This window comes from Phenylobacterium immobile (ATCC 35973), assembly GCF_001375595.1.
In the GTDB taxonomy this organism is placed as follows: domain Bacteria; phylum Pseudomonadota; class Alphaproteobacteria; order Caulobacterales; family Caulobacteraceae; genus Phenylobacterium; species Phenylobacterium immobile.
In genome coordinates, this window is the sequence record NZ_CVJQ01000001.1 from 1,169,905 (window position 1) to 1,191,318 (window position 21,414).

The window sequence follows — 21,414 nt, forward strand, 5'->3', positions numbered from 1 at the left end:
TACAGGATTATCGGCCTACCGGTGTCGGATTTCACGCCCGGAGAAAGAGGCCGATGGTGAGGGCGACGCCGATCAGGACCACGCAGACCCGAAGCGCCTTCTCGTTGACCCGGTGAAGCATGTGGGCGCCGACCAGGCTGCCCAGCATCGCGCCGGCGCAGGCGATCGCCGCGGGCAGCCAGTGAACCTGGCCGGAGAACAGGAAGATGGCCACCGCGGTCAGGTTCATGGCGCCCGCCAGCAGGTTCTTGGTGGCGCCGGCGGCGCGCATCGCCAGGCCGCTGAGCGTCAGGGCGGCCAGCATCAGGAAACCGATGCCGCCGCCGAAATAGCCGCCATAGATGGCGATCAGAAATTGCAGGAAGCCGGCGAGCAGGGGGCTAAGGCGGCTCTCGCCGGTGGCGGGCTTGCGGCCGAAGCTGCCCCAGGCGAAGGCGGCGGTGGCGAACAGCACCAGCCAAGGCACGAGGCGGGCGAAGAAGCTGCTGGGCGTCACCAGCAATAGGACCGCGCCAGCGGCGCCGCCGACCAGGCTGATCAGCACAAGGGCGCGCAGGGATAGGCTGGGCGTGCCGGTGGCCAGCTTGCGCGCATACCAGCCTCCGGTCAGCTGACCTGGAAACAGAGCGACCGTCGACGTGATATTGGCGGCCCGCGCGTCCATGCCGGTCAGCATCAGGGCGGGCAGGGTCAGGAACGAGCCGCCGCCGGCCAGCTGGTTCTGGGCGCCGGCCCAGAGGGCTGCGGCGAACAACAGTCCCATCTGCAAAACGGCGGCGTGATCGATGGGCATGGGCGATACTCTATGCTGGCGCGAAGCTGCGCTGTCGGCCTTCTTTGCGTCCTATATATCGAGTTTGCGAGGATGCTGATGATCTCTTCGAACGCCGCTATCATCGCAGAGCTGGCCCCGGGCGGGGTGCTGCGCGCGGCGATCAACCTGGGCAATGTGGTGCTGGCCCATGACGATCCGCAGGAGGGCCCCTCTGGTGTTACAGTGGATCTGGCCAGGGCGCTGGCCGCCCAGCTCGGTCTCCCATTGGAACTGATCGCCTATCCGACGGCCGGTGCCGTGATCCCTGGCTTGCTTAGGGATCGCTGGGACATCGCCTTCCTGGCGGCCGAGCCGGAGCGGGCGGCCCTGGTCCGCTTCACGGCGCCTTACGTCTATATTGACGCCACCTATCTGGTCCGACAGGACGCGCCATTCCAAGCGGCCGACGCCTTGGACGTCCCTGGCGTCCGGATCGCGGTGGGCAAGGGCGCGGCCTATGATCTGGCGCTGACCCGGCGGCTTCAGGCGGCGACGCTCGTTCGCGCGGCGACCTCGGCGGCGGCGATCGACCAGTTCATGGCCGACGGGCTGGAGGCGGCGGCGGGTATCCGCCAGGCTCTGGATGACGCCGCAAACGCCCATCCCGGCTATCGGGTGCTGGCTGATCGGTTCAGCCGGGTGGAACAGGGCATGGCCGTGCCGCAAGGGCGTGAGACCGCAGCAACCTACGTCGCTGATTTCCTGGAGGCGCAGAAGCGCAGCGGCTTTATCCGGGGGGCCCTGGACCGACATGGGCAAGGCAGCGCGACGGTCGCCGACGCCGCACCTTCCTGAAAGGCTCCCTGCAGCCTAGATAACGCGCTCCGCCAGAAGGAAGACAACGTGCCGATCCAGCTGAACAGCCGCGCAGCCCACCATGATATCGCGCCGTTCTTCCTGGAGCGCTGGTCGCCGCGCGCCTTCCTCGACGAGGCGATCAGCGAGGATGCGCTGATGTCGCTGTTCGAAGCCGCACGCTGGGCGCCCTCGGCCGGCAACGGCCAACCCTGGCGTTTCGTCTACGCACGCCGCGGCGCGCCGGCGTGGGACGGCGCGCTGGATGCGCTGGTCGACAGCAACCAGATCTGGGCCAAACACGCCGCCGTCCTGATCTTCGCCATCTCCGATCTTAAGCGCGCCCGACCTAACGGCGAGCTGGTCGACAACCCCACCTCGGCTTTCGACACCGGCGCCGCATGGGGCTACCTCGCCCTGCAGGCGCATCACCTGGGTCTGGCTGCTCATGGCATGGGCGGGTTCGATCGGAACAAGGCCGCCATCGCCTGCGGCGTCGATCAGTCCCGCTTCCAGGTCCTGCTGGCCATCGCCGCCGGCCGGCCGGGCGGCCCGGACCTGTTGCCCGAGGACCTGCGCGCCCGCGAAACGCCGAGTGGCCGCAAGCCCGTGAGCGACTTTGTGTTCGAAGGAAAGCTCGGCGGCTAGCCGGAACGCTGATCGGCGGATCAGACAGAGCCGAGAGGTCGCTGATCCGACGCTGCGCGCGCCCTTTTCCCGCAAGCGGCCAAGGCCGTATGCGCGCGCGCCCATAGGGTGCGCTCTTGCGCTCGCCCTTGAGTCATTCCCAGCCTTGTGCATACTCAGAGCGGAATTTTAGGACCATTCGCGTACAAGAGTGGCCATTGGTCGATCCGTGCATTCAGGAGGAAAGCGCTTGAGCGAAGCTGACGTGATTTCCTTTGAATTTGCAGAAGACGGCGAAGGCCGCGGGCTGCTGTCCGATCGCATCCGCAACGCCCTGACTGACGAGATCGCCAGCGGTGGGTTGCCCGCCGGTTCGCAGTTGGATGAGCAGCAACTGGCTGACCGCTTCGGGGCGTCACGCACCCCGGTGCGCGAGGCGCTACGGCAGCTGGCTGTGGGTGGGTTCGTCGAAATCCGCCCGCGGCGGGGCGCCGTCGTCACCCAGATGACGCCAGAGGCGATCATGGACATGTTCGAGGCCATGGCCGAGATCGAGGCCATGTGCGCCCGGCTGGCGGCGCACCGGATCACGCCGCTGGAGCGCAGCCGCCTGATGCAACTGCACGAGGAGTCCGCCGGGGCGGTCTCCAGCGGCGACCTGGACGCCTACGACGCCTTCAACCGCGACTTCCACGCCGCACTCTATCGCGCGACGCATAACCGTTTCCTGGAAGAACAGGCGCTGGCGACCCGCACACGTCTGAACGCCTTTCGCCGCACGCAGCTTCGCCAGGCCGGACGGATGGATCGTTCCTGGGAAGAGCACGATCAGGTCATGCAGGCGATCGCCGAGGGCGACGGCGAACTGGCCGCCCGGCGCATGCGCGCCCACATGCTGAACGCCGCGAGCGCGCTCGACCGCTACATCGCTGACCACGCTGGACCGCAGATCGCACCCGCGCAGCGCGCATCCTGATGAAGGCTCTTGTTCAAAACCCATAAGGAGGACGCCCCATGCTCTATGAAAACAGAGGTCCGTTCCGGACCATGGTCGATGTGGAAAAGGGCGTGGTCGATCGCTCGATCTTCGCCGACCAGGACATCTATGAGCTGGAGCTGGAGCGGATCTTCGCCCGCGCGTGGAACTTCATGTGCCACGAGAGCCAGATCCCGAAGGCCGGCGATTTCTTCCTGAGCTTCATCGGCGAAGAGAGCGTCATCGCGACTCGCGACAAGAAGGGCGAGCTGCAGGTCCTGCTGAACAGCTGCCGCCACCGCGGCAACGCGGTCTGCCGGGCCGAGAGCGGCAATGCGCGCTCGTTCCTCTGCACCTACCACGGCTGGACCTATGGCCTCGACGGCCAGCTGATCGGCGTTCCCGGCTACAAGGATTTCTACCACGAGCAGTTGGACAAGAGCCAATGGGGCCTGGTGAAGGCCGGCAAGGTGGCCAGCTACAAGGGTTTCGTCTTCGCCACCATGGATCCGGAAGCCCCGGACCTTGAGGAATACCTCGGGGAAGTCGGCCGCATGGGCCTGGACCTCCTGGCCCACAAGGGCGAGGCGCTGGTCGCGGTCGATGGAGTCCAGAAGAACCTGATCGGCTGCAACTGGAAGCTGGCCGTCGACAACCTGTTCGATTGGTATCACCCGCAGATCAGCCACGCCTCGGCCAACATGGCGGACTTCCGCCGCCAGCAGAGCCGGCTGACCGACGAGGAGCGGGAACTTGCGGCCAAGGCCGGCATCGCTGGCGGCGGCGGCGCCCAGCGGCCTCACCGGGTCGTCATGGGGGCCTATGGTCACGCCATCGGCGGGCCGCGGCTGACGCAGGAGGCGCGTGACGCGCGCCAGCAGCTGCGCGGCAAGATCGGCGGCCTGATCAACGACGAATTCCGCGAGACGCCCGCCGCCAAGGAAGCCCTGGGCGAGGTCGGGGCCGATACGGCCGGCCACCCGAACATCTTCCCCAACCTTTGGATGACCAATCACCAGCTGTCGCTGCGTCTGCCCAGGGGCCCGGGCCAATGCGAGATCTGGTGGTTCACCTTCGTGCCCAAGGAAGCCACCGAGGAGCGCCGCGAGGAGATCATTCACGGCGCCAACCACGTGTTCGGCCCGGCTGGCATGCTGGAGCAAGACGACGGCGAGAACTGGGACCAGTCGACGCGGGCCATGCGCGGCGTGGTCGCGCAGCGCTATCCGTTGAACTTCGCCATGGGCCTGGGGCAACACGCGGTGCAGCAGGCGTCGGACACCAGCTACATCGACACCCTGATCAACGAGCACGCCCAGCTCTGGACCTATCGGGCGTGGGCGGAGTGGATGGATGCGGAGAGTTGGGCGGCGCTGAAGGAGAACCACAGCGTGCGGCCAGCGGCCGATAGCCGACCTTAGTCGCGCCGTCGTCGGCGGGCGCCGCTCGCGCCCGCCGCTCTTCTCATCCTCTGGCGCGTCCCCCGTTCGGCGTTAAACTGCCGGCCTTCCATCGAGTCCGCGGCGCATGGCGCTGGGACCGGTCGCGGGACGGGGGGAACGCGCGTGAACACATCGCCTAGCCGGATGAAGCAGGTCCGGTCGGTGGCCATCGTCTCGAGCGGCAACTTCCTCGAGATGTATGACTTCATGGTCTTCGGCTATTACGCGCCGGCGATCGCCAAGGCCTTTTTCCCGTCGGGCAGCGACTTCAACGGCCTGATGTTGACCCTGATGACGTTCGGGGCGGGGTTCCTGATGCGCCCGGTGGGCGCCATCGTGCTGGGCGCCTGGGTGGACAAGCATGGCCGACGAAAGGGATTGATCCTGACGCTGGCGCTGATGGCGCTGGGCACGATGACGATCGCGGCGACCCCCGGCTACGCCCAGATCGGCGTCGCCGCGCCGCTGTTGATCCTGTTGGGCCGCCTCATTCAGGGCCTGTCGGCCGGCGTCGAGGTGGGCGGGGTCTCCGTCTACCTGTCCGAAATCGCCACGCCGGGGCGCAAGGGCTTTTACGTCGCCTGGCAGTCGGCCAGCCAGCAACTAGCGGTGCTGTTCGCGGCGGGTGTCGGCCTGTTTCTCAATAGCCGTTTCAGCCCCGACGAGATGGCGGCCTGGGGCTGGCGCATCCCCTTCATCATCGGCTGTCTGCTCGTGCCGTTCCTGCTGTTCATCCGCCGTCGGCTGGAGGAGACGCCGGCCTTCCTGGCGCGCACCGAGCGGCCGCATCTGCACGAGGTGTTCCGCACCGTCGCGGCGAACTACAGCCTGGTTTTGCGCGGGATGATGATCGCGGTGATGACCACCGTCTTCTTCTACGCCATCACCGCCTACACCCCGACCTATGGCGCCAAGGTGCTGAAGCTCAGTGCGGCAGACGGCTTTCTGGTGACATTTTTCGTCGGCCTGACCAACTTCATCATGCTGCCGATCGCCGGCGCGATTTCCGACCGGGTCGGCCGCAAGCCGCTCCTGGTCGGTGCGGCGCTCATTGGCCTTTTCAGCGCCTATCCGATGATGAGCTGGCTGGTCGGGGACCCGTCCTTCGGCCGGCTGATGACGGTGCAGATCTTCTTCGCCCTGGTCTACGCCACCTACAATGGGGCCATGATCGTTTTCCTGACCGAGATCATGCCGGCCCACGTTCGCACCGCGGGCTTCGCCCTGGCCTACAGCCTGGCGACGGCGCTGTTCGGCGGCTTCACCCCGGCGATCAGCACCTATCTGATCCACGTCACCGGCGATCGCGCCATTCCCGGCGCCTGGTTGTCCTTCGCGGCCCTCCTGGCGTTGCTGTCGGCGCTCAGCTTCCGCGGGCGTGGCCGAGCCGTCGAGACCTAGGGATCGGCGAAACCCTGGACGGTGAGCACGGCGCCGGTCGGGTCCTGTTCGAAGACAAGCCCGCCGCGCGCTTCGCCATTGCCCGGCACATAGGCGAAGGTCGCGCGCCGTTCTTCCGGCGCAAGGCCTGGCCGTGCAAGCACGGCCAGCACCTCGACGTCGGCGGCGGTCGCCGGACCTGCGTTCCGGACAACGACAGGGAGCACATAGGTCTGTCCCGCCTGGACCGCCTGCTCGGCGACGGCGCTGAGCCGGGGCGGACCTTCCCGTTCGCTCAACCCTTCCCACAGGGTGTAGCCGACCACGAGGATCGTCAGGACAAGGCCGGCGGCGGCGGCGGCCCATTCGGCGACCGAGGTCCGCTGCGCCAGACTGGGCGGAGGCTTGCGCGCGGCCATGGTCAGACCACCAGCCGGGCGAGGGCCGCGCCGATGGCGGCCGGAAAGCTCAAGACGACAACGGCGCGCATGGTGTCGCTGAGGCCGCCGTCCAGCCGGCCGAAGGTCCACAGGATGTAGACGCTGATCAGCAAGGCGATGCCGTAGCCCGCCAAGGTGTAGTGGGCGAAGGCATGGACCTGGCTTTCATGCTCTTCCTGGCCGGCGAAGCCCGCGGCGAACACCAGGCCGTGCAGCGTTGCGAGCGACACCGCGATCAGCGCGAGACCGTGCCATGGAGTCATACGGAAGCTGATGAGGATCATCTCCTCGGTGGGCGCGACGTTGAAGGCCAGGAACAGCGCGCCCGCGGCCATCAGGAACAGCTGTCCCGGATAGCCGGCGCGATCCTCCTTGGGTCTCTGGGTCGATTGCTTTTGAAGCTGCTTGTTGGCCAGCATGGCCCCGATGCTGGCGGGCGCGGCCTGGACCGCGATCATGCCGATCGCCTCACGCGGGGCGGTTTGTGGTGTGAGCAGGCCGAGCAAACCCAGAAGGGCGGCGGATACGACGAAGCCGACGAAGAGGGCCGCCAAGGCGTCCAGGGCGTCGTCGGCCAGGTCGGTGGTGTCCCGGAAGCCTGCGAAGCGGCTGAGCCCGAAGACAACGGCCGCGCTGGCCAGGAGAAACAGTCCCAAACGCAGCCGATCCATGTGGAAGCCCAGCGACCACATCTCCATGGTCATGAGCAGGGGGAAGCTGAAGACCAGGGCGCCGGCGGCCGCACGGCCCAGGCCGCGCAGATAGGCTTCCTCCTGCGGGCCCTGCCTCGCGGGCGCGTTCGCACGGCTCATGACTATCGTTCTCCCAACGGATTGCGTTGGGCCAACGGCGCCGCTTGGGCCTAGGTTCCGGAATCCATACGCGGCTGAATCTGGGCGACGGCGGCCAGGCCGCAGACATCGTCCTTTTCACCGCCGGGCGCGCCGCTGACGCCGATCGCGCCGATCAGCACGCCTTTGCTCATCAGGGGCTGGGCGCCGGCGCGGGCGAAGAAGGCCGGATTGGCGGCGAGCCGCTCGGCGATCGCCGGATCGGTCTTAGCCGCCTCAACGACCGCGGCGGTGGGCCGCGCGAAGGCCAAGGTGGTGGCGGCCTTGCGCTGGGCGACGATGACGCTCCTGGCCGATGCGCCGTCCCCCGACAGGATCGCCTTCACGACGCCGGCCTGGTCGATGACAGCGACGCTGACCTTGTGGCCGTTGGTCTCGCAGACGCGCACGGCGGTCTGGGCGGCCTCCACGGCGAGGACGAGGGCAGGTCCTGGCGCAGGCGGCGCGGCGGGCGGCAAGTCGAGGGGCTGGGCATGGGCGCCGAATGTCGATAACCAGACGGCGGCTGCGACGGCTGAAATTTGGCGGACAGACATTACGTGGGCCTCAAGCGGGGGTGGGCGGGGACCTTCCAGCCCTCCGCGTCTCGTCGCAAGGACCGATTGATCGCCGGCGCGGCGCTTCTGATCGGAGCATACGCTGCTGCGGGAGGCTCAGCCGGTTCTGGCGGACCGTTTGGAACCACTGGTTTCGCCGCACGCTCGAACGCTGGGGCGCTCAGGCCCCGTGGGCCCTTTGATGATTCCTCCCGAACAGCGTGCGACGCGGCTGCGTGAAGTTCAGAACCTGAAGATGGCGCGCTCGGCGCACGCCTACGTGCGGGGCAGCACCGCGCGCCTTTACGAGTGGCTGGCCGCCAGCCCGGCGAACGTGCCGGAAGGTCCGCCCGTCTGGATCTGCGGCGATTGTCATCTGGGCAACCTGGGTCCTCTCGCGGACAGCAAGGGCCGGGTCGCCGTGCAGATCCGTGATCTCGACCAGACCGTCATCGGCAATCCGGCCCACGACCTGATCCGGCTGGGCCTGTCGCTGGCTTCCGCGGCGCGCGGATCGGACCTGCCCGGCGTGGTGACCGCGCGTATTCTGGAACGCCTGACCGCCGGCTACGAAGCCGCGATCCTGGGCGATTTTGATCGTCAGGCCGAACATGACCTGCGGCCCAAGAGCATCGGCGCCCTGCTGGATCAATCGGTGCGTCGCCGGTGGCGGCACCTGGCGGCCGAACGCCTGGCGACGGTCGAGCCGGTGGTGCCCCTGGGGAAGAACTTCTGGCCTCTGACGGATGCGGAGCGTTCGGCCCTGTCGGAGATGATCCAGGAGCCGGAGCTGCGCGCGCTTCTCGCCGGCCTGTCGGCGCGCGATCGCGACGATCCCATCGCCCTTGTCGACGCGGCGTATTGGCTGAAGGGCTGCAGCTCGCTCGGCCGGCTGCGCTACGCCGCCATGCTGCGGATCGGCGAGGGCAAGCGGGCGACCTACAGCCTCGTGGACGTCAAGGAGGCGGTCTTCGCCGCCGCGCCGCGCGCGCCTGACGCGCCCATGCCGCAGGATCACGCCCAGCGGGTCCTGGCCGGCGCCAAGGCGCTTTCGCCTAATCTCGGTCAGCGCATGATGCCCGGCCGTGTGCTGGGCCGCCCCGTCGTTCTGCGCGAACTGATGCCGCAAGACCTGAAACTGGAGGTCAATCGCCTGACCGAGGCCCAGGCTGTCGAACTGGCCGAATACCTGGCCAGCGTCGTTGGCAAGGCGCATGGCCGGCAGATGGACCAGGCGGCGCGCAACGCCTGGAACGCCGATCTGCAGCGGGCGCGCAGCACCCAGCTGGATGCGCCGGGCTGGCTATGGTCCGGCGTGGTCGAGCTCCTTGGCATCCATGAGCGCGCCTATCTGGAGCACTGCCGCGCCTATGCCTTGGCCGACCTGCGCGCTGTGGCGTGAGGAGATCCGCATGAGCGGAGTCGGCGTCCGTCGCTTTGTCAGACGTTTGCCCCTGGCGGACGCCTTTCCGCATTGGGTGCGCCCGCTGGCGACTGTAGTCGAGGTTGGCGCGCGTCTCGGCTATGTCGCGCGCGGCGCGGTCTATGTCAGCATCGGCGCCATCGCGCTCCTGGCGGCGCTGGGCCTCACGCCTCGCGCCGTCGGCGTCGTGGGCGCGCTGGAGGCGTGGGGCGAATGGCCGCCTGGCGTTGCGCTGCTGTGGGTGATCGGCCTGGGCCTGTACGCCTTCGCCGGCTGGCGCGCCTTGCAGGCGATCTTCGACGCAGACCGCCTGGGAACGAGCCTTTCCGCATGGGCCGCACGCGCGGGCAAGGCGTTCGGCGGCCTGACCCACGTCGCCCTGGCGATCTCGGTGTTTGGCCTGCTGGACGCGATTGAAGACCTTCGCGAAGTCGACGACCAGGCCTCCACGCGGGCGTTCGTAGAGCAGGCCCTGGCGCAACCCCTGGGCGATCTGATGGTGATCGGGGTCGGCCTCGTCGTCGCCGTCGTGGGCCTGGCCGACATGGTTCGCGCGCCGGGCGGTCGCTTTGCGGCCGACCTGGAGTGCCGCGGCGTCACAGCGCGCTGGGCCAATCGGACGGCGCGCTTCGGCTACGCCGGCCGGGGCTTCGCCATGTTGCTGGTGGGCGTGGTGACCATGATGGCGGGCTGGCATGCGCGCTCAGCCGAGGCGGGCGGACTGGGCGCGGCGCTGGAGGTTCTCAAGGACCAACCTTTCGGGCGTTGGATCCTGGGCGCGACGGCGCTGGGCCTCGTCGCCTTCGGCGCCTTCAATTTCCTGAAGGCGGCGTTCCGCAGGATCGGCTGTTGAATCGAAACCGATGAGCCGCGGACGTGGGCGGCCGGAACAGCTGCCCGGGCTCGCCGTTGGGTGGTCGGGCAGTTCGAGGATTTCAAGTGAGCCATCAGGCAAAGGCGCAGGCCGACGAGGCGGGCGCGGATCGGTTGACCCCGGGTCCGGCGGCCTCTCCGCAGATCGAGCGTGTCCGGCAGACGCCGGCGGCGGCCGTCGCCGCGACCCTGGCGAACCATCTGGCCGCCGCGAAGCCCGCGACCTTCGTCCATCTGGCCTCGAGCGAACGCCGCGCCGACGAGATCGGCCGCGCGCTGACCGCCTTTGCGCCGGACGCGCAGGTGGTGATCGTGCCGCCCTGGGATTGCCTGCCCTATGACCGCGCATCGCCTTCGCGCGATGTCATGGCGCGCCGCATGCGGGTGCTGGAGGTTCTGGAGACGAAGCCCGAGACGCCGCGTGCGGTTATCGCTTCTCCTGAAGCGCTCAGCCAGCGCTTGCCGCCGGTGAGCGCGCTTGCGGCCGGGCGCTTCACGCTGGAACGCGGACGACGGCTCGATCGGGAGGCCCTCGCCGCCTTCGCTGAGGCGACCGGCTATGTGGCCGACGATCGCATAGACGAGCCCGGGGAAATCGCGATCCTGGGGGAGGTCGTCGATATCTTTCCGGGCGATAGCGCCCGGCCGTTGCGTATCGTGACCGACGCCGACGGCCGGATCACGGAGATCCGTGTTTATGACCCGCTGACCCAGCGTTCGGTGGGCGAACTCGATGGCTTCAGCCTGGGTCCGGCCTCCGAGCTGATCTTCGACGCAAGCGCGCCGCACCCGGCGCGTGAGCCTGGCGCGGAACACGGCCTGGCCCAGCATTACGGCGCCTTGCCGAGCCTCTTCGACCTGGCGTCGGACGCCAGCCTGTCGCGCGACGACCTGGCGGATGATCGACTGCAACGCTTTGAAGAGCAGCTTCTTGAGGCCTTTGAGGCGCAGAAGACGCTGAGCGTCGGCGCGACGCCCGCCGCGCCCTCGGCGCTCTACATCCATGGGCAGGATTTGCAGGCGGGCTTGAAGGCCTGGCGCCCGCTGTCGCTCGACCGCGCCGAGCTGGAGCCCGCGCCGCAGGTAGCCGCCTCGCGCAATCCGGGCCGCGCCTTTTGCGATCTGGTGGAGCGCCATCGCGCCGCGGGCGACCGGGTCGTGCTGACGGGCCTGCGCCACGAGCTACGGGCCATGGGCCGGGCGCTGGTGCGGGGCCTGGAGCTCGACCCTGTCCGGGTGGAGAGCTGGCGAGCTGCCCTGGACACGCCGCCGGGCGGCGTTGTCGCGGCCGTCCTGGACCTGGACGCGGGCTTCACGGACGCCAGCGAGAAGCTGGTGGTCTTGGCGGCCAGCGACGTCCTGGGCGGCAGGCTGGCGGAACGGAGCGCCGCCAACGACCCGTCGCTGTTCGTCGAGCCCGAGCTGCGGCTGGGCGATGTGGTCATCCACGAGGACCATGGAGTGGGGGTGCTGCGCGCCCTTGAGCCGGTGGAGGTGGCCGGCGTCGAACGCGAGGTGCTCAAACTCGAATACTATGGCGGCGCCCATGTCCTCGCCCCGATCGAGGAGATCGGCCGGATCTGGCGCTATGGGGCGGAAGAGGCGGCTGTGACGCTGGATCGCCTGAAGGGCGACGGCTGGATCAAGCGCCGCGCCGAGGTGAGCCGGCACATCGACGAGACGGCCCGGACGCTCGTCGAGATGGCCAAGGCGCGGGAGGCCGCCGAATGCCCGGCGATCGTCCCGCCTAAGGCCGCCTACGCCAAGTTCGCCGCCCGCTTCGCCTATCCGGAGACTCCCGACCAAGCCGCCGCCATCGCGGCGGTCCTGGAGGACCTGGCGCGCGGCCGACCGATGGACCGGCTGATCTGCGGCGATGTGGGGTTCGGCAAGACCGAGGTGGCGTTGCGCGCTGCGGCGGCCGTGGCCCTGGCGGGCCATCAGGTGGCGGTGGTCGCGCCGACCACGGTTTTGGCCCGGCAGCATCTGCAGACCTTCGAGCGCCGGTTCGCCGGCACGGGCCTGCGGATCGCCCAACTCTCGCGGTTGGTGAGCCCAGGTGAAGCCAGGGCGGTCAAGGCGGACCTCGCTGCGCGCGAGGTGGACATCGTCATCGGCACGCACGCCATCGCGAATGGCGCGGCGTTTCCGGACCTCGGCCTGATGATCATCGACGAGGAGCAGAAGTTCGGCGCCGCGATCAAGGCGCAGCTGCGCGACATGGCGCGGGGCGGCCACCTGCTGACGCTGACCGCCACGCCGATCCCACGCACCTTGCAGGCGGCCATGGTGGGCCTGCAGGAGGTAAGCGTCATCGCGAGCCCGCCGGCGCGCCGGCGGCCGATCCGCACCTTCCTGGCGCCGTTCGACGCCGCGACCGTGCGCACGGCGCTGCTGCGGGAGAAGCGGCGCGGGGGGCAGAGTTTCGTCGTCGTTCCTCGGATCGAAGACATCCGGCCTCTGGCCGAGCGGCTGGGCGGCCTTGCGCCGGAGCTCGCGATCCGCATCGCCCATGGCGACCTGACGCCGGAGGCGGTCGACCAGGCCATGGTGGGGTTCGCCGACGGCGACGGCGATGTGCTGCTGGCGACCAACATCATTGAAAGCGGCCTGGATGTGCCGCGGGCGAACACCATGCTGGTCTGGCGGCCGGACCGGTTCGGCCTGTCGCAGCTGCACCAGCTGCGCGGCCGCGTCGGCCGCGGCCGCACCCAGGGCGTGGCCTATCTGCTGTCCGATCCCAAGGAGGATCTGTCGGAGGCGACGCGGGCGAGGCTTTCGACCCTGGAGGCCTTCGATCGGCTGGGGTCGGGCCTGGCGATCAGCGCGCGCGATCTGGACCTGCGCGGTGCGGGCGATCTCGTCGGCGACGAGCAGGCGGGCCATATGCAGATGATCGGCGCGGCCCTGTATCAGCGCGCGCTCCATCAGGCGCTGCGCGCTGCGCGCGGCGAGGTTGTCGAGGCGGACTGGACGCCGACCCTGAACCTGGGGGACGCCGGTTGTATCCCTAGCGCCTATGTCCCCGATCCGGCGATCCGGATCACCGTCTATTCGCGTCTCGCCCGGCTGGAATCCGTCGAGGCGATCGACGCCTTCGAGGAGGAACTGGCCGATCGGTTCGGACCGTTGCCGGCCGAGGCCGCCGCGCTGCTGGGTCTCGCCCGACTGCAACGGCTGGCGCGGACGGCCAATGTCCGGCGGGTGTCAGCGGGCCCCAAGGGCATCGCCCTGTCCCTGACGCCGGACCATGACCTCGACGCTCTGCGACGCGCCAAGCCCTTCGCTGGCGCCGACATCGACGGCGAGCGTCTGCTCGCGCCCGCCGTCGCGGGGAATGACTTGATCGGAACGGTCGAGCAGTTGCTGACCGCCGTGGCCAGGGCCTCACGATGATCGATACCCGCGAACAGCTGATCCACGTCCTGACAGAGGCCGCGGAGGTCGAGCACAACCTGCTGTGCTCCTATCTCTATGCCGTCTTCAGCCTGAAACGTGCGGGCGAAGAGGGCTTGAGCGAGGCGCAGGGCGAGGCGGTGGAGCGCTGGCGCAAGCTCATCCTGTCGGTGGCGCTGGAGGAGATGACCCACCTGGCCTGCGTCAACAATCTGCTGCTCGCGGTGGGCGGCGCGACGCATTTCGACCGGCCGAACCTGCCGGTCGCGCCGGGCTACCATCCGGCGGGCGTGGTCGTGCGCCTGACGCCGTTTGACGCGGAAACCCTGGAGCATTTCATCTTCCTCGAGCGCCCTGTCTCGGCGCGGGTTTCGGATGCGCCGGGATTTGCGAGCGCGGACGCCGGGCGCGAGGTTCCCGGCCGGCCGTTGACGCCCTCCGCCATCGACTACGCGACCATCGGCGAGCTTTACGACGCCCTCGCCGAAGGGTTCACGCGGTTGTCCGCGGAGCTCGGCGAGCACGCGCTGATCGATCCCGGCGGACTAGGTGTCGTTTCCAAGAAGGTTGTTCACCCTTGTCCAGGGTGAGAGTCCGCCGATGCCGGCGTGAGGTCGGCTGAGGTTGTAGGCGTCGATCCAGGGTCCGATGGCTTGGGCGCGTTCAGCCGATGAGCTGTAGGGCTTGGCGTAGGCCCACTCCCTGAGGCTGGTCTGGATGAAGCGCTCGGCCTTGCCGTTGGTCCTGGGCGTGTACGGCCGGGTGCGGACGTGGCGGGCGCCGGCGGCCTGCAGGGCGTTGGCGAAGAGCTTGGAACGGTAGGCCGAGCCGTTGTCGGTCATCACCCGCTCGACGCGGACGCCGCAACGGCCGAGCCAGGCCAGGGCGCGTTCGAGGAAGCCGGTGGTGTCGAGTTGGCCTTCCGAAGACAGGATCTCGGTGTAGGCCAGGCGCGAAGCGTCATCGACGCAGACGTGCAGGAAGTCCCAGCCAGCGCGGCGCGAGCGGCCGAGCTGGCGGTCGCCGGTGACGCGGTGGCCGGCGACGTCGAAGCGGCCGAGCTTCTTGATATCCAGATGGATCATCGCGCCCGGTCGGCTGTGCTCGTAGCGGATCACCGGCGGCTTCGGATCGAGCGCGGCCAGCTTGCCCAGCCCCTGCCGGCGCAGGATAGCCCCCACCGTCGAGCGGGCCATGCCCAGCGTCCGGGCGATCGCCGGACCGGTCATCCGCTGACGCCGCAGTTGCTCGATCTCAGCCACACGAGCCGCAGCCACCTTGCGCGGACATCGTCGCGGCGCCGAGCTGCGGTCGTGATGCCTTCGCTCGCCGCCGCGACGATGCCGGGCGATCCATTTGCGCGCTGTCCGCAGCGACACCCCTGCCGCCTCCGCCGCCGCCTTCGCCGTCCAGCCTTGCGACACGCGCCGCGCCAGCAGCGCTCGACCCCCAGGCGTCAGACGGGCATTCTGGTGGACGTTCATCCGGGACCTTCCGGGTTAGGAGTTGGAGCTTTGCAACCCCAGCCTCTCAGCCCTGTCCCGGGTGAACAACCTTCATAGCTTCGACAACTAGGGCAGGTGGACGTGGAGAGCGCCAGGCTGCCAGGCGTGACCCGCGTCGCCAGCCTCGCCGAGGCGCTGGCTGTGATCACTTTGATCAAGGAGCAGGGCGAGGGCGCCTCTGGCGATATTGAGGACAGCCACTTCCAGCGCTTCCTTGCGATCCAGGAGGAATGGGCCGCGTTGAGCGCCGCCGCGCCGGACTTCCAGCCGGCCTGGCCCGCGGCGCACGATCCGGTGATGCGACGCCCGCTAGACATGGCTGAGCGCGTTTGGGTGACCGAGCCTGAGGCGGCGGACCTGCTGGATCTGGGCAACGCCGCCTATGGCGGCATGCTGAACCTCCTCAGCCAGGCCTTTGGCGCGGGGAGCGCCGCCGATCAGGCCCACCTCATGCGCGCAGGCGTGGAGCTGATGGAGTTATCAGCCGCCATGGGCGTCGCTCTTGCGCGGCGCGCGGCCACGGCGGAACGATCGGGCGTGAACGCAGGGCTCACCTTCACTGTGCCGCGGAACCTCGGCCGGCGTCCGCGCGAGACGAAGCGTCACCTGCTCGAGCGGGTTGACGTGATGCAGCGGCGTGCGGAGGCGATTCTCGGCGGTGCGCTGCTGGCGAAGGCTCTCCGCCGATGCGGCGCATGCGCCGAAGCGCTCGGAAAACTCGCCGGGTGAGCGGCGGCGCGCAGCGCGAGCTGCCTGCTCAGGTTCGCGCCCGCGTAGTCACGCCAATTCATTGACCAAGTCGGGAAGGTACGCGGCCCGCGCCGCAAAAAATGGCGGCGCCGGGACGCCGCCAAGTCAGAAGCGGATGGGGAGGCTTTAGAAATTCACATCGAGCCGCGCGCCGAAGGTTCGCGGGGCCGCGACGTTGGCGACGTAGAGGCTGGGCAGGTTCGGATTGGTGAAGCTGCCCGTGTAGATCACGGCGTCGTTGAAGTTGCGGACATAGCCCGCGAGCGACCAGTTCCGGTCGGGGCTGTGGTAGGTGAGGAACAGGTCGCCCGCCACGTAGCTCTTGGCCAGGACGCCGGCGGTGTAGTCGATCCCGAGATATCGTTGGCCAGCGAATTGCGCCGATATGGTCGCGTCCACGGACGATCCGTTGTCGAAATCGATGTTGTGCGTATAGCTCGCCGTGCCTGAGTATTTCGGGGCGCGGATCAACGGCTTGCCGGAGCAATCGATCGTCTGGAACGGGGCGCCGGGCGTGATCTTGCATCCGGTGGTGGCCGCCGACAGGCCTGATGTCGTGTAGACGAACTTGTCGAACGTCGACTTGAGATACTCGACACCGACATGGAGGGTGTCGTTGGGCGTGAACTTGGCGATGACATCGATGTCGCCGCCGTACATGTGGGCCTGACCGGCGTTGGTGTAGGCCGACGCCGGATTGCCGACGCCATTGATGGTCGTGAAGAGTTGCTGGGAGTCTTTGTATTTCCAGCGGAATAGTTCGACGTTCACCTGCAGTCGGTGATCCAGGAAGCGGTTGCGTGCGCCGATCTCCAGGGCCGCCAGGTTCTCCGGGCGGTAAATGGACGGGCTGCCGGGCCGCGTGCCGCCCGCCGTTGACAGCTGGTTGAACCCGCCGGCTTTCAGGCCGGTCGCATAGGTGACGAACAGCATGTTCGAGGGCGTGAGGTCGAACTCCGTCCCCACCTTGTAGGTGAATTTCTTGAACTTGACCGCGCCGGCGTAGAAGTCGGACGTGCAGATCGGCCCCTTCTGATAGCAGACACCGCCCACCCGGAAGGGAAAGCTGATCGGGTCGGCGTAGACGACGTTCATGCCGTCGATCGTCTTGTCGTCCTGCGAGTAACGTCCGCCGGCGATCAGCCGCAAGTCCTCAGTGAGGCTGTAGGTGGCCTGGCCGAACACCGCCTTGCTCTCGGTGGTGAAGAACGAGATCGTTTCGTTGTGGCCGCTGAAGACCGTCTGGGCGAGCACGCCGCCGGCGTGGGCCTTCTGGTTTTCGCGGTAGAAGTAGGCGCCGGCCACCCAGGTCAGGCGTGGGCCGCTGGCGCCCAGTCGCGCCTCGAGGGAATAGGTGTCCGATTGTTCCGGATGGCCGTTGGCGGCGTCGTCATAGACGACGAAGGGGAAGGTCACATAGTCGTTCCGGACTTTGCGGAAGGCGGGGATGACCGTCAGGGTCGCCAGACCGAAGTTCCAGTTGAGCTCGGCGGAGATGTTGTTGTCGTTGTTGTTCAACCGCGCGGCGGAGATGTTCGGCGGCTTAAAGAAGGCGCTCATCCCCGGTGCGCACAGACCCCGGTCGGACGGGCCCAGCACAGTGGTCTGTGAGTTGGACGCGACCGGGATGGTGTTCGGCGTATAGCAGCGGCCGGAGACGACTTCCGCAGCGTAGTAGAGCTGGGTGAAAATCGGGTCCGTCGAGGAGACCCGGGGATCGGTGGGCAGGCTGACGCCATTGGCGTTCAGCACCGCGAGCAGCGCCGCCGAGGGTGGGCCCTTGAAGACATACGCCGGCCCACGACCGCCGCCGACATGTTCACGGTCGACGGTCAGGCGGAGGGAGAAGTCATCCGAGGGCTTCCAGAGACCGGACAGCCGGATCGCCTCATGGTGGTCGTCGTCAAAACCCATGGTCGCGTAGCCGTCGCGGCTGACGATCTGGAAGGCCGCCCGCACAGCGATGTCGTCGCCGATCGGGGCGTTGAAGGCGCCCTCGACATGGGCCAGGCGATAGTTGCCGACCTCGGCCTGCATATGGCCTGAGACCTCGCCCAGGCGTGGCTTTGCGGTGATGATGTTGATGGCGCCGCCGCTGGCGTTGCGCCCGTAGAGGGTCCCTTGTGGGCCCTTCAGGACCTCGATGCGTTCGAGGTCGTGGAAGTTGCCTTCCAGGGAGTTGGCGCGGCTGACGTACACGCCGTCGATATTCGTCGCCACGGCGGGATTGGTGATGGGCGAGGCGCCAAAATCGCCCACGCCACGAATATAGATCTGGGTCGCGGGACCGCCCTGGCCGATCTGCACGCCGGGTTCGAGCTTGATGAGGTCGCGCATCTGCACGACGCCGGCCTGCTTGGCCTGTTCTGGCGAGATGACCGAGATCGCCAGCGAAGACGTTTGAACCGACTGAACGCGGCGCTCGGCGGTGACCACGATTTCCGTGATGGCGCCTGCATCCGCCGGCTCTTCCGCGGCGTGCGCCGCCAGGGGCGCGAGCAACGTGGCTGACAAGGTCAGCATGCAGCTGGTCGAAAGCAAAACGTGTCGACGCATTGAAGTCCCCCTATTCTCAGTGCGAGACAACGAAGTATAGATTTCGATAGGTCCTAATAGACCTTTGTCTGTGCGCCATAGAAGGCTATTTAAGGCTGAGATACAGAACAAATCGTTTGATTCGATACTCAGGTATGGAATCGATGGATGCCTCGGTTCACATGGTCACTAACGGTCTGGCGGAAAATTCGCCGAGGATTGGAAGTATCACGGATATCGATGACTGATCGCGCGGCGATCTGTTCGCAGTCTCGTCGTCATTGGCCAATTAATTCGGCAGGGAACCGAATCCTTCGGCGGGGATCATTTTGGCGTTCGCGCGGGGTTGAGCCGCCTCAGATCATGGCCCCGTCAACCGGTGGTTGCGAATGGCTCTGCTTGAGCGCCGCCCAGCTCTCGGCGTCCATCCATTCGGTCCAGGCGCGATAGGTCCACAACTGGGGATGCTCATTGACGTTGGTGTCGAGGTAGCTGACGCCTTGCGCCACCGTCACCGGCGTCCGGCCCAGACCCATGGCGAAGTTGAGCGGATAGCGCTGGGCGATCACGCCGCGCATGGCGCGGGTGGACTGGTCCCAGTTCTCCCCGTCATCCTGTTCGAGCAGGCCGGCCGCGCCGAAGACATGGTTGGAGCGACTGACAATGTCGGCTTGCCGCGCCTCGGGCTCGTCCTTGGGCACGAAGGTGAACCACCAGATTTCGCAATCGCCAGGCCCGCGAGGCAGTCGCAGCGATAGCTGGTAGCCGGTCATCCAGAGGTTCGGAAAGATATTGGGGTGACCTGCGGTGTCGAGGCCGACTTCACCCAGAGCGTTCCTTGCCTGAGGCCGTTCGCGGAAGGCGTCGTTCGACATCCCCTCGATCTTGTCCCCCAGTTGCGCGCGAGCCTCGCGTTCATCGGCGGTCAAGCGCGGCCCGCCGATCGCATGGCCATAGGCGCCCAGGACCGCACGCTGGTTCTGGCGCGCGCCCCCGCCGAGCAGAAGGCCCGCGCGCGCGGCCAGAACCTGATCTTCTGGGCTCAACTTTTCGAGTTGAGGCCGGAAGCCGGACATGAACGCCGAGGCGTGGCTGATCTGCGGGTGGTACCAGTCGAAAAGGTTGTCGACGGCGAGCTTCCAGTTGCAGCCGATCAGGTTCTTCTGGACGCCGCCGACAGCGACGAGGTCGCCCTTCTCGGCCAGCAGGTCCAGGCCCATGCGTCCGACCGGGCCGAGGTACTCATCGAGGTCCGGGGCTTCCGGATCCATGGTGGCGAAGACGAAGCCCTTGTAGCTGGCGACCTTGCCGGCCTTCACCAGGCCCCATTGGCTCTTGTCGAGCTGCTCGTGGTAGAAATCCTTGTAGCCGGGGACGCCGATCAGCGATCCGTCCAGGCCGTAGGTCCAGCCATGGTAGGTGCAGAGGAACGAGCGGGCGTTGCCCTCTTCCGCGCGGCACACGGCGTTGCCGCGGTGGCGGCAGGAGTTCAGCAGGACCTGCAATTGGCCCTTCTTGTCGCGCGTCGCGATCACCGACTCTTCGCCGATGAAGCTCAGGAAGAAATCGCCCGCCTTCGGGATCTGGCTCTCGTGGCACATGAAATTCCACGCGCGGGCGAAGATCCGCTCCAGCTCCATCTCGTAGATGTCCTGGTCGGCGAAGATCGAGCGATCGACCAGACCGGCCTCAGGATCGACCAGAGTTCGGAATGGACTTGTGGCGCGGTGGAGCATGGCTGGCCCTCGTAGCGATGTGATTGGAGGTGGGCGCGCGGCTTCAGGCCGGCGCGGCGATCGCCGGGGTCACGCCGCGGCTCTGCAGGAAGGCGTCGACCAGGCCGTTGAACCAGGCAGGATGCTCCAGTTGGGACCAGTGGCCGCAGCGGTTGAAAATGTGCGCCGAGGAGTCGGAGATGACCCCGACCAGACGCAGAGTGTTCTCCATGGAAACGGCGCGGTCATCGCGACCATGCATAACCAGCGCCGGACCCTTGAAGGCCGAGAGCCGCGCGATCAGTTCAGCGGGCGGCATCCCGGCCTTGCCGTGCGGAAAGCCCTTGAGGAAGTTCGTCAGGTGCGTGGGGTTGCGCCTGGCGCTGACGCTACGCTCGGCGCAGAAGGCGTCGCTGGCGAAATCGGGGCTGAAGGCCATGGCCGTCGTCATCTTCCGGAAGTTCTCCGGCGTGGGATCGGCGTAGGTGGCGCGCAGGTGGCGCACCGCTTCCGGAGGGCCTGCCGGGGTGAACATGTTAGGCGCGCCTGTCGGCACCGGTGACCCCGTCGTGACCATGTGGGACAGCCGGTCGGGATAGCTCGCCGCGAAGTGCAGCGTGTCGACGCCGCCCGCAGAATTGCCCACGAGGCAGGCCTTTGCCAGGCCCAGTTCGTCCATCAGGAGCTTGACCGCCTCCGCGTTGGCCAGGTTGCGGTTCTCGATCGTCGGATCCATTTCGTCAGAGCCGCCCCAGCCGGGCAGATCGATGGCGATGACCCGGTACTTGCCGGCCAACCCCTGGATATTGGGCGCAAAGTTGTTCCAGCCGGTCGCGCCGGGGCCGGAGCCGTGGATCATGATGACGGGATAGCCCGATCCGGCTTCGTTATAGTGCAGCTTCCATTTCCGGGTCCGCACGTCTCTCGCAGTCGATTCTTCGGTGATCGATGCCATCTGAAGGTCTCCAAGGGTTCGAACGTGGGCTGGTCCCGCCAGGCGCGCCGCCGCGCCGCGCCTCAGCGCGTCGAGATAGCTAATCTTTGAAAGGCGCCGACATCATCGGAGGGCGCTGGATATTCTGTATAAGTTCAAAATAAATCAAACATATACTTAAATTTATAAGGTTAATAACCGCGAATTGAGTCCCTATACTAACTATTCCTATGGAAGTCAGATAAGCACAGGAATCTCGGAAGCGAGATATGGTTGTTTTGGATATCTGACTATCGAGCAGGTCGATGTCAGATGATCATGCTTGTCGCCGCACACGGTTCGGCGATTTCCAATCGCGATTGCGAGGCATATATTTAGAGGATGGCAATAGTCATGCCTCAATTGTAAGCGGTGATCACGCA

The 21,414-nt window shown here is 67.2% G+C and carries 18 protein-coding genes; 10 read left to right on the forward strand and 8 right to left on the reverse strand.

The window, feature by feature from the left end:
• Positions 1-31: 31 nt before the first annotated feature.
• On the reverse strand, positions 32-793 hold the full coding sequence (locus tag BN1313_RS05775) for a sulfite exporter TauE/SafE family protein (protein WP_218054317.1): 762 nt from the start codon (positions 791-793) through the stop codon (positions 32-34).
• A 72-nt stretch (positions 794-865) separates the two neighbouring features.
• Between BN1313_RS05775 and BN1313_RS05780 the strand changes: the two genes are divergently transcribed.
• The 5 genes from BN1313_RS05780 to tcuC all read left to right on the forward strand — a co-directional run bounded on the left by BN1313_RS05780 (position 866) and on the right by tcuC (position 6,055).
• Complete coding sequence (locus tag BN1313_RS05780; protein ID WP_218054318.1) at positions 866-1,609, forward strand: transporter substrate-binding domain-containing protein; 744 nt, start codon at positions 866-868, stop codon at positions 1,607-1,609.
• Positions 1,610-1,657: 48 nt separating this feature from the next.
• Complete coding sequence (locus BN1313_RS05785) at positions 1,658-2,257, forward strand: nitroreductase family protein (protein WP_218054319.1); 600 nt, start codon at positions 1,658-1,660, stop codon at positions 2,255-2,257.
• A 229-nt stretch (positions 2,258-2,486) separates the two neighbouring features.
• Positions 2,487-3,212 (forward strand): GntR family transcriptional regulator, encoded by a 726-nt coding sequence (locus tag BN1313_RS05790; protein ID WP_218054320.1) that lies wholly within the window; start codon positions 2,487-2,489, stop codon positions 3,210-3,212.
• Between the two features lie 38 nt (positions 3,213-3,250).
• Complete coding sequence (locus tag BN1313_RS05795; protein ID WP_091737675.1) at positions 3,251-4,633, forward strand: aromatic ring-hydroxylating oxygenase subunit alpha; 1,383 nt, start codon at positions 3,251-3,253, stop codon at positions 4,631-4,633.
• A 144-nt stretch (positions 4,634-4,777) separates the two neighbouring features.
• Positions 4,778-6,055 (forward strand): MFS transporter, encoded by a 1,278-nt coding sequence (gene tcuC / locus BN1313_RS05800; RefSeq protein ID WP_218054321.1) that lies wholly within the window; start codon positions 4,778-4,780, stop codon positions 6,053-6,055.
• Here the strand turns inward: tcuC and BN1313_RS05805 are convergent.
• From BN1313_RS05805 to BN1313_RS05815, 3 genes are read right to left on the reverse strand one after another with little or no spacing between them, the layout of a single operon-like run.
• Positions 6,052-6,453, reverse strand: coding sequence for a hypothetical protein (locus BN1313_RS05805; RefSeq protein ID WP_091737681.1), 402 nt, complete (start codon positions 6,451-6,453; stop codon positions 6,052-6,054). The two genes, tcuC and BN1313_RS05805, sit on opposite strands and share 4 nt — an antisense overlap.
• A 2-nt stretch (positions 6,454-6,455) precedes the next feature.
• Positions 6,456-7,286, reverse strand: coding sequence for a TIGR02587 family membrane protein (locus tag BN1313_RS05810; RefSeq protein ID WP_091737684.1), 831 nt, complete (start codon positions 7,284-7,286; stop codon positions 6,456-6,458).
• 50 nt (positions 7,287-7,336) lie between these two features.
• Positions 7,337-7,861 carry a GlcG/HbpS family heme-binding protein gene (locus BN1313_RS05815; RefSeq protein WP_091737687.1) on the reverse strand — a complete coding sequence of 175 codons (525 nt, stop codon included), beginning with the start codon at positions 7,859-7,861 and terminating at the stop codon, positions 7,337-7,339.
• Between the two features lie 190 nt (positions 7,862-8,051).
• Here BN1313_RS05815 and BN1313_RS05820 point away from each other — a divergent pair, with 190 nt between their 5' ends.
• The 4 genes from BN1313_RS05820 to BN1313_RS05835 all read left to right on the forward strand — a co-directional run bounded on the left by BN1313_RS05820 (position 8,052) and on the right by BN1313_RS05835 (position 14,143).
• Positions 8,052-9,263 carry a DUF2252 family protein gene (locus BN1313_RS05820; RefSeq protein ID WP_342666760.1) on the forward strand — a complete coding sequence of 404 codons (1,212 nt, stop codon included), beginning with the start codon at positions 8,052-8,054 and terminating at the stop codon, positions 9,261-9,263.
• Between the two features lie 10 nt (positions 9,264-9,273).
• Positions 9,274-10,137 carry a DUF1206 domain-containing protein gene (locus tag BN1313_RS05825; RefSeq protein WP_176695914.1) on the forward strand — a complete coding sequence of 288 codons (864 nt, stop codon included), beginning with the start codon at positions 9,274-9,276 and terminating at the stop codon, positions 10,135-10,137.
• Positions 10,138-10,223: 86 nt separating this feature from the next.
• Positions 10,224-13,553, forward strand: a complete 3,330-nt coding sequence (locus tag BN1313_RS05830) for a TRCF domain-containing protein (protein ID WP_091737696.1) — start codon at positions 10,224-10,226, stop codon at positions 13,551-13,553.
• Positions 13,550-14,143 carry a ferritin-like domain-containing protein gene (locus BN1313_RS05835; protein WP_091737699.1) on the forward strand — a complete coding sequence of 198 codons (594 nt, stop codon included), beginning with the start codon at positions 13,550-13,552 and terminating at the stop codon, positions 14,141-14,143. Before BN1313_RS05830 ends, BN1313_RS05835 begins: the two co-directional genes overlap by 4 nt.
• On the opposite strand, the gene BN1313_RS05840 is transcribed toward BN1313_RS05835, so the two are convergent.
• Entirely contained in the window at positions 14,099-15,037 is a 939-nt protein-coding gene (locus BN1313_RS05840; protein WP_091734875.1) for an IS481 family transposase, read from the reverse strand. The genes BN1313_RS05835 and BN1313_RS05840 overlap by 45 nt on opposite strands.
• A gap of 126 nt (positions 15,038-15,163) precedes the next feature.
• Here BN1313_RS05840 and BN1313_RS05845 point away from each other — a divergent pair, with 126 nt between their 5' ends.
• Positions 15,164-15,787: a ferritin-like domain-containing protein gene (locus BN1313_RS05845; protein WP_176695915.1), complete on the forward strand. Its 624-nt coding sequence runs from the start codon at positions 15,164-15,166 to the stop codon at positions 15,785-15,787.
• A 147-nt stretch (positions 15,788-15,934) separates the two neighbouring features.
• Here BN1313_RS05845 and BN1313_RS05850 read toward each other — a convergent pair whose 3' ends face one another.
• From BN1313_RS05850 to BN1313_RS05860, 3 genes are all read right to left on the reverse strand, one after another.
• Positions 15,935-18,364 (reverse strand): TonB-dependent receptor, encoded by a 2,430-nt coding sequence (locus tag BN1313_RS05850; protein WP_091737705.1) that lies wholly within the window; start codon positions 18,362-18,364, stop codon positions 15,935-15,937.
• A 335-nt stretch (positions 18,365-18,699) separates the two neighbouring features.
• Positions 18,700-20,079: an aromatic ring-hydroxylating oxygenase subunit alpha gene (locus BN1313_RS05855; RefSeq protein WP_091737709.1), complete on the reverse strand. Its 1,380-nt coding sequence runs from the start codon at positions 20,077-20,079 to the stop codon at positions 18,700-18,702.
• 43 nt (positions 20,080-20,122) lie between these two features.
• Positions 20,123-21,013 carry an alpha/beta fold hydrolase gene (locus tag BN1313_RS05860; RefSeq protein ID WP_091737712.1) on the reverse strand — a complete coding sequence of 297 codons (891 nt, stop codon included), beginning with the start codon at positions 21,011-21,013 and terminating at the stop codon, positions 20,123-20,125.
• Positions 21,014-21,414 lie beyond the last annotated feature (401 nt).